The sequence below is a fragment of the Lactiplantibacillus sp. 7.2.4 genome (genome assembly GCF_018991185.1).
GTDB classification, from domain to species: domain Bacteria; phylum Bacillota; class Bacilli; order Lactobacillales; family Lactobacillaceae; genus Lactiplantibacillus; species Lactiplantibacillus pentosus.
Window position 1 is genome coordinate 1 of the sequence record NZ_JAGYGS010000095.1, and the last position, 6,976, is coordinate 6,976.

Consider the following 6,976-nt stretch of genomic DNA (forward strand, 5'->3'; position numbering starts at 1 on the left):
CTTGCCAAGGATCAGCAAGCATTTCATCAATGGTTTTTAATACTTTCTTTTCGTCCATCTTGATTACTCCTAACATCAAAATAATGATTTCAATTTAGATTCACAGATTTTACAGTACCGTTATTCAAAATTTGTTACCAAACTTATAAAGATTCTTTGCACAGAACGATTAAAAAAATTGGCTTAAAACAGTGGAATCTGCAACAGTTTTTAAGTATCTAAAGCATAACAAACTTAGTTAAGTGCAAACATAAATTGAATTAAAAATATGCTCAATTAAATAACGAAAAAAATTGATTGTATGGTTATCAGCAGACCGAGTGAAATGAGGTCAATGCGCACTTATACCCTTGACAAGTGTCAAGGGTAGACTTAATCCCATTTTGGTGGGGATTATTTGTATTAGAAGGCTAGCGCCAACTATCAAGAATCCAGCGCTAAATCTTAAGATTAATCAATCACATTACGAAGAATCCACTGACTATAAGCAACACGAGCACCAGGAGTTATCACCCAGGGGTGATTAATTTCAAAAATTTGAATTTCAGTTGCTAAGTAAAGTGGCGTCTTACCATGATTAAAAGCAAAAACGGGTTGCGGAAAATCAGGCTTACTAGCAACTTGATGAACACTTTGACGAGAGTTCATCTGCCAACGAATTTTTAAATCTTCACGCGACAATAACTGTGGCAGCTGTGTTTTTTCAAGTTGAGCTTGTTGCTGCAACTTTTGTGTAAAGGCTTGTTTAGTCTTGTTTTGATGCCAATCATCAAACAGATCATACTTGTTTGATTTAAAATCTAAATCCATAAAGCCAGCCTCCTAACCAAAATCAATTTGATCCAGCATCGTTTCGGTACTGGCCTGGTCTAAGCCTAAATAAGCTAAAGTCATCGCCTCACTGGAATGATTGAGCAGATTCATGACTAAGCCAATATTATAATTTGATTGCGTGTAGACGCGATAAGCCCCGGTTTTGCGCATCGTATGAGTACCCAGATAATTAATTCCTAACAGATCGCCGACTTTGCTCATGATTTTATAGAACTGTTTTTCCGTGATATGGCGCTCAGGGTGTTGAATGGAAGGAAAGAGCCACTCAGAGGCTAGTTTATGATCAAGTAGCCATTGACGGTACAATAAGAGCTCCGTTTGAACTGGTTTAAGATACAAGGTATTAGGTTTACCAGTTTTTCGATCGTGAATGAATGCATTTTGTTTAATAGAACCGTCCGGATTAAAAATATCGGTTTGTTTTAAGCGCATGACATCACTCACTCGCAGTAGCGTAGCTTTGCCAACTTGAAAAACGGTATAGTTACGCCGGCCAGCTTTAAAGTTGTTGAGTAAGGTATCTTGCACCTCTTTGAGAACGTTTGAATCTTTGATGGGTAAGACAACTTGTTGCATAGTTTTAGCTCCTTAAAAAATTGATTTTTAGTACAAGTTAAAGTACAATATTAAGTACAATGAAAGGGTGGTAAATATGACATTAGCACTAACACAGAGCGATTTTCGCGCTAACCTAAAAAAATATTTAGATCAAGTTAATGACGAAGATGAAACCGTTTATATTGCTCGTTCAAATAGTCGCGCAGTAGCCATCGTTTCACAAGAAAAAATGGACTGGCTAGAAAGAGCATTAAAAGCTAAAGAAGGTTCGTTAGAATATGCAATTGCGCGTGACCAGTTAATTAAACGCCATGTTTTACCTGACGATGAAATTGTTGAATCAGATGATGATTATTGGGGTCAGTTTAAATAATGAAAAAACTAAGATTTAAACCACGTGCAACCTTTAATGCTGATCTAAAACGGCTAGCCAGTTTAGACAAATCTATTATTGATGAAGTTCGAGCAGCCATTGATCTGTTGCTTGAGCAACAACAATTACCACCAGAATTTGAAGATCATGAGCTTAATCGGCGAATGAGCGGTTATAATGAATTTCACTTACGAGATACCCCGAAAAACAAAACACCAAGCGAAACTAACGATGGCCTGGTGGTTTATACGATTGATAAAGATGAACTAGTCTTAATTGGCATTCGAGTCGGATCGCATGATCGTTTATTTCCTGGTCAAAATCGTTCCAAAAGGTATCGAAAAAATGACGAATAAGAGAAGTCATTTATACCATATAAAAACAAATAACCCCCAGCATCTACATTATAGATATTGGGGGTTATTTTAACAATGATTTTGAGGGGTTATTTGTGCCTTTTTTTAATCGCCCCTATAAAACAGCCCCCGTTATCTAGTGGATAGATAATAGGGGCTGTTTTTTTGTTTAATGGTATTATAGGTACTATATTAGTATGAATATATTGGAGAAATAACATGTATAAAAACATCAAATAAATCGTCAGCGGATTGGGCGCTTTTATAATTGCCCAATGGCTCTATCATACTCTGTCACAATATCCAAACATCAATATTTGGCTGGCTAGACTGCTTCCTATTCTTATCATTTTTATTGTGTTCTTTTCTCTGCAATGGATAATCAACACATTTGAAAAGTAACCTTATAAATTTTAGTTATTATATTGGGCTGAAACCCTTGCTACAAGCGGACTAGCAAAAATGCAAGCTCGACAAAAACATAACTAAATAATCTATTGCTCTTATGATGATATTTTACCAAACGAGAAAAACTAGTCCGGAATATCAGCATAAGAGCAAGTGTGTTAATCAGTCCGTATTAGATAGTTTTCCGTCGACAATTTTGTAGACATTATCAGAAAACTCTCGCAGACGATCATCGTGCGTGACGATGACGACTGCTTTTTCCTCGTCATGCGCAATATTAGCAAGAAGTTGGCCAACTTCTTTGACACGTGCCGTATCTAATGCTGCCGTAGGTTCATCGGCTAGGATGATCGCCGGGTCTGTATACAACGCACGGGCAATTGCAACGCGCTGTTGTTGACCGCCAGACAATTCGCCAGGGTATTTGTTTAATAATTTTTGAATGCCTAGCGTTTCAATAATTTTGTCAAATCCATCTTGACTGAGGTTATTGTTAGGCTTCACCTGGTCAACAAGTTTGAATTGGTCTGCTACGGTTAAATATGGCACGAGATTGTACGCCTGTAAGACGAAACCGATTTGTTCAAGTCGTGTTTTTTCGGCTTCTTTGGTACTCAAATCACTGATGTCGTGACCATTCAAACGAACTGAGCCGTCTGTTGGTGTCTGTAACCCGCCTAAAATGGTTAGCAAGGTACTTTTACCAGATCCTGAAGGACCAATGATAAGCGACACCTCACCAGCTTTAAACGCTAAACTGACGTCTTCTAGTGCCGTAACTAAATTGGTTTTCTGACCAAATTGTTTCGTCACGTGTTCAAGGGCTAGTTTTTCTTCACGCATCTTTTTAACCTCCAATTACTGATACCGGATCAATCTTACTAATCACACGAATCGGAATGATTGCACCCAGTAACCCGGTTACCATCAATCCGGCCGCAATGAGTCCCATCAATCCCCAATCAAATGCCATTGGTACGCTATCTGGAATCCCAAATTCAGTTAATGCCGATAGTACAGCACCAACGACGATACCAGTTGCCATAATAAAGAACGTCTCAAATAACGTATTTTGGGCCAAGAAACGATTTGGAATGCCTTGTGCACGCAAAACTGCCAAGTTAGGCAATTTTTGAACCGTTAGAATGTAGAGGAAGATGGTAATCACAATCAATGAAATGACAATCAGGAAGCCAATCATGAGACCAAACGTCGCTTTTTGCGGTGTATAACCTGGCAATTTATTGATAAAGGCTTGGTATGAATAAGTCTTTAATGCTTTATCATCGACCGATTGTGACGTTTTTGAAGTAACTACGCTACCTTGGAATTGATCTGACACGCCCTTAATGACACGCCATTGCGCTAACGCGCCATAAATAACAGGTGCGGTGTTATACGTGGCATTTTTCGCATAACCCACGATTTTATATTTCGTATCAGATAACCCAATCGAAATTTTATCCCCCATACCGTAAATATCCTTATCAACTGAGTCAGCGAGGACGACTTCGTTAGCTGCCTTTGGCAAGTGCCCCTTGGTTAATTGTAGGTTTTTAGCGATGTACTCGTCGTTATTCATCCCAACGAATTGTGCGGATTCACGTTTTCCGCCAATTTTCATATTAACTGGTGTAATGCCAAGTGTTGCGGTTTTGTCGTCGCTTAACTGATCCACCTGTTTCGTTGTCAGTAATGACTGTCCGGCATTGCCATTAGCGTCTTTGGTCATTACAAAGGACTTAGACTGCCAGCTGTCCACCGCAGCGGTGTTAGCTGTTGCCAGCCCGAGCGCCAGGGCACTTAAAATGAAAATCAAATAACTGATTAAGACGACGACTGTTAGAATCAAGCCGTACCGTAGTTTTTCTTTTTTAATCTCTCTAATTGCTAAAAACATTTGTTCCTCCTGTATTTGTTGCAGTTCAGCAAACTTACTATACACAAGTATACATGCTTTTATGATGAGATTCCGGACTAGTTTTGCTAGTTTGGTAAAATATCATCATAGGAGCATTTTTATTTATGGTTACACGTTATGAAGAGGACTTAAAAAAGTCCATTGTGGAGATGGTTAAAGCGGGACGACGATCCGATGAATTATCCAAGGAATACGGTCCTTCAGCCGATTCAATTCGGAATTGGGTTAAAGGCGCTAAATCAGTTGAGCTAGAAGACGGTACTGAAGTAACGTCCAAAGAATTCAAACAACTTCAAAGGGAAAATCAGCGATTAAAGGAGGAACTTGAAATTTTAAAAGCTGCGGCGGTGTTACTGGGAAAGCATTAGGACGAATTAATTGCCTTGTCTTCATAGAAGATCAGTTATTGCGACACCGCTTATCAATTATTCTTTCGGCACTGAAATTACCGCGCAGCACCTATTACCATTGGAAAAGATATCAACCTAGTCAACACGAACGTGTTGATAATCAGCTCAAAGAAAAAATTGAATTGATTTGGGAAAATAATTATCGTGCCTATGGTTATCCACGAATAACGATGGTGCTTCGCAAGTCAGGCATCTGTGTTGGGTCAAAACGAATTTTACGATTAATGAGGGAAATGGAGATTCACTCTTTAATGAATCGGCGATTTAAAAAACCTGGCACTCATGTGGATCATTCACAACGCCCCAATTTAATCAAGCACCAGCCCAATGCAAGGATATGGCGTGCTGACATTACTTATTTGGAATTACGTCCAGGAACCTGGGTTTATCTCAGTTCTATTTACGAACCAAAGGTTCATCAAGTTCTTGCTTTCAAGATTGGTCGTCAGATGGAGGCGACGTTAGTTGTAGAAACGATTAATCAGGCGCTTGAATGTCATCAAAAGCCACAATATTTTCACTCTGACATGGGTTCACAGTACACCAGCAACGAAGTTGAAACTTTACTTGAACGGCATCAGATTAGCCACTCATACTCAAAACAAGGTTATCCTTATGATAATGGGCCAATTGAAGCTTTTCACTCATTGTTGAAGAGAGAGTTTGCCTTTCAAACAACTTTTTCCAATTTTGAGGACTTGGTAATCCGAACCTCAAATTACATCAGTTGGTTTAATTCCGACAGAATTAGAACGAGTGTTTAGAAAAAGATGTGCCATTTATTGACATAGGAGCAACTTTAAAATTAATTTAGTTGCAGAAAACCTAAAAATCGAATATTATAATGTAGTACGATGGTAAACTTAAAGGAGGCGGATTAGAATGAGTAATACTATTATTAAAAACAAGACAATTTCAACTCGTGTAACACCTGACATTAGTGAACGGGCTAAAGCTAATCTAGCAAAACAAGGGCTAACCGTTTCTGAGTATATACGCTTATCGTTAGTTAAAGCGGCCAATAATGAAGTTCGATTAGTCAGCTTTTTAGATTCTCCGGAAGCCTTAGCCGCTAAAAAAGAAGCAGAAACAGGGCAGGTCAAAAACATTGGTTCATTGACTGACTTTGAAGATTGGATCGATAAGTTAGATGCAAATTAAACAGACCAAATCTTTTGAACGTGAATTAAAAAAACTAGTCAAAAAACATTTCCCAATAACTGTCTTGAAGCCTTGTTTAGAAGCAATTGTTGAACAAGATGTACTTGTTTTGAAACAGATTAAAGATCATGCATTAAAAGGAAATTGGCGTGGCTATTGTGAATTTCACCCTGCCAGATATGGCAACTATGGTAAAAATTATGACAACTGGATTGTTATTTATCAGCTAGATCATGATGAATTGATTTTGTTATTGGTTGCAACTGGCTCCCATGAAATCTTGAATCAATAGCTATAGTTTAGGGGCACTTATAAAAAAATAAATTAAAATAGCCCCCAATATCTACATTATAGATATTGGGGGCTATTCTTTCAATGTTTTTGAGGGGTTATTTGTAAGTAATGGACCCTATTTTTTTGTTTTACTTAATTGTTTTCTGAAATATTTTGGCACCCAGATTAATAATAAAAAGGGTATGACGAATACACTAATAATAATAAATAAACTTTGAAGATTAAGGAAAATAACGTTACCTGGATAATTATTTGGGATTGGAAGTAGATAGTCAAGAAACTCCGGTAGATATATGAGACTAAAGATAAATACAAGATCAGTTAATCCTGTTACATAGTGAACCATAGAAAAAAACATGATTAAATTGTGCCCAAAATATTTTTGTTGGGCCAGGTGTATAGTTTCTTTTCTGTCTAAAATATTTTTTTTTGCTGTAATAAATAGAAAAAATAAACTTGTTAATGTAATCGTTATTGATTCGAAGCCGAAAATAAAAAAAGTTGTATTACTTGAATAGTCCTTAGTTACAATGTGACCAATAGATGCGGCAACATAAATACTTACTGAAAGTGAAAATAGAAGGGTAATAATTGTTAGAGTCTTTTTTGTATCAGTTAGTCTTTTTATTTCATGTTTTAAATATAAAAAATCAGATATAGT

Annotated in this window: 10 protein-coding genes; 5 read left to right on the forward strand and 5 right to left on the reverse strand. The window is 37.3% G+C overall.

Going from position 1 to position 6,976, the window contains the following annotated elements; translation table 11 throughout:
• Nucleotides 1-450 precede the first annotated feature (450 nt).
• Together KGF70_RS16105 and KGF70_RS16110 are read right to left on the reverse strand one after the other, a co-directional pair.
• Nucleotides 451-810: a hypothetical protein gene (locus tag KGF70_RS16105; protein ID WP_216769496.1), complete on the reverse strand. Its 360-nt coding sequence runs from the start codon at nucleotides 808-810 to the stop codon at nucleotides 451-453.
• A 12-nt stretch (nucleotides 811-822) separates the two neighbouring features.
• Nucleotides 823-1,410, reverse strand: a complete 588-nt coding sequence (locus tag KGF70_RS16110; RefSeq protein ID WP_216769498.1) for a site-specific integrase — start codon at nucleotides 1,408-1,410, stop codon at nucleotides 823-825.
• Between the two features lie 76 nt (nucleotides 1,411-1,486).
• On the opposite strand from KGF70_RS16110, the gene KGF70_RS16115 reads away from it, so the two are divergent.
• Nucleotides 1,487-1,765, forward strand: a complete 279-nt coding sequence (locus KGF70_RS16115; protein WP_003586674.1) for a type II toxin-antitoxin system Phd/YefM family antitoxin — start codon at nucleotides 1,487-1,489, stop codon at nucleotides 1,763-1,765.
• Complete coding sequence (locus tag KGF70_RS16120; RefSeq protein WP_216763217.1) at nucleotides 1,765-2,121, forward strand: type II toxin-antitoxin system YafQ family toxin; 357 nt, start codon at nucleotides 1,765-1,767, stop codon at nucleotides 2,119-2,121. The genes KGF70_RS16115 and KGF70_RS16120 overlap by 1 nt, the downstream gene beginning before the upstream one ends.
• 570 nt (nucleotides 2,122-2,691) lie before the next feature.
• Here the strand turns inward: KGF70_RS16120 and KGF70_RS16125 are convergent.
• Both KGF70_RS16125 and KGF70_RS16130 read right to left on the reverse strand, forming a co-directional pair.
• Nucleotides 2,692-3,372: an ABC transporter ATP-binding protein gene (locus KGF70_RS16125; protein ID WP_216763218.1), complete on the reverse strand. Its 681-nt coding sequence runs from the start codon at nucleotides 3,370-3,372 to the stop codon at nucleotides 2,692-2,694.
• Nucleotides 3,373-3,376: 4 nt separating this feature from the next.
• Entirely contained in the window at nucleotides 3,377-4,429 is a 1,053-nt protein-coding gene (locus tag KGF70_RS16130; protein ID WP_046811107.1) for an ABC transporter permease, read from the reverse strand.
• Between the two features lie 125 nt (nucleotides 4,430-4,554).
• Here KGF70_RS16130 and KGF70_RS16135 point away from each other — a divergent pair.
• The 3 genes from KGF70_RS16135 (at nucleotide 4,555) to KGF70_RS16145 (ending at nucleotide 6,313) form a co-directional block, all read left to right on the forward strand.
• A protein-coding gene (locus tag KGF70_RS16135) for an IS3 family transposase (protein ID WP_112278733.1) occupies nucleotides 4,555-5,624 on the forward strand; the annotation gives its coding sequence in 2 pieces (ribosomal slippage) (nucleotides 4,555-4,783 and nucleotides 4,783-5,624; 1,071 coding nt in all).
• A gap of 118 nt (nucleotides 5,625-5,742) precedes the next feature.
• Entirely contained in the window at nucleotides 5,743-6,021 is a 279-nt protein-coding gene (locus tag KGF70_RS16140; protein WP_003625288.1) for a type II toxin-antitoxin system RelB/DinJ family antitoxin, read from the forward strand.
• Nucleotides 6,011-6,313 (forward strand): type II toxin-antitoxin system YafQ family toxin, encoded by a 303-nt coding sequence (locus KGF70_RS16145; protein WP_216769490.1) that lies wholly within the window; start codon nucleotides 6,011-6,013, stop codon nucleotides 6,311-6,313. The genes KGF70_RS16140 and KGF70_RS16145 overlap by 11 nt, the downstream gene beginning before the upstream one ends.
• Nucleotides 6,314-6,430: 117 nt before the next feature.
• On the opposite strand, the gene KGF70_RS16150 is transcribed toward KGF70_RS16145, so the two are convergent.
• Nucleotides 6,431-6,976: hypothetical protein (locus KGF70_RS16150; protein WP_216786500.1), on the reverse strand; the 546-nt coding region annotated here is incomplete at its 5' end.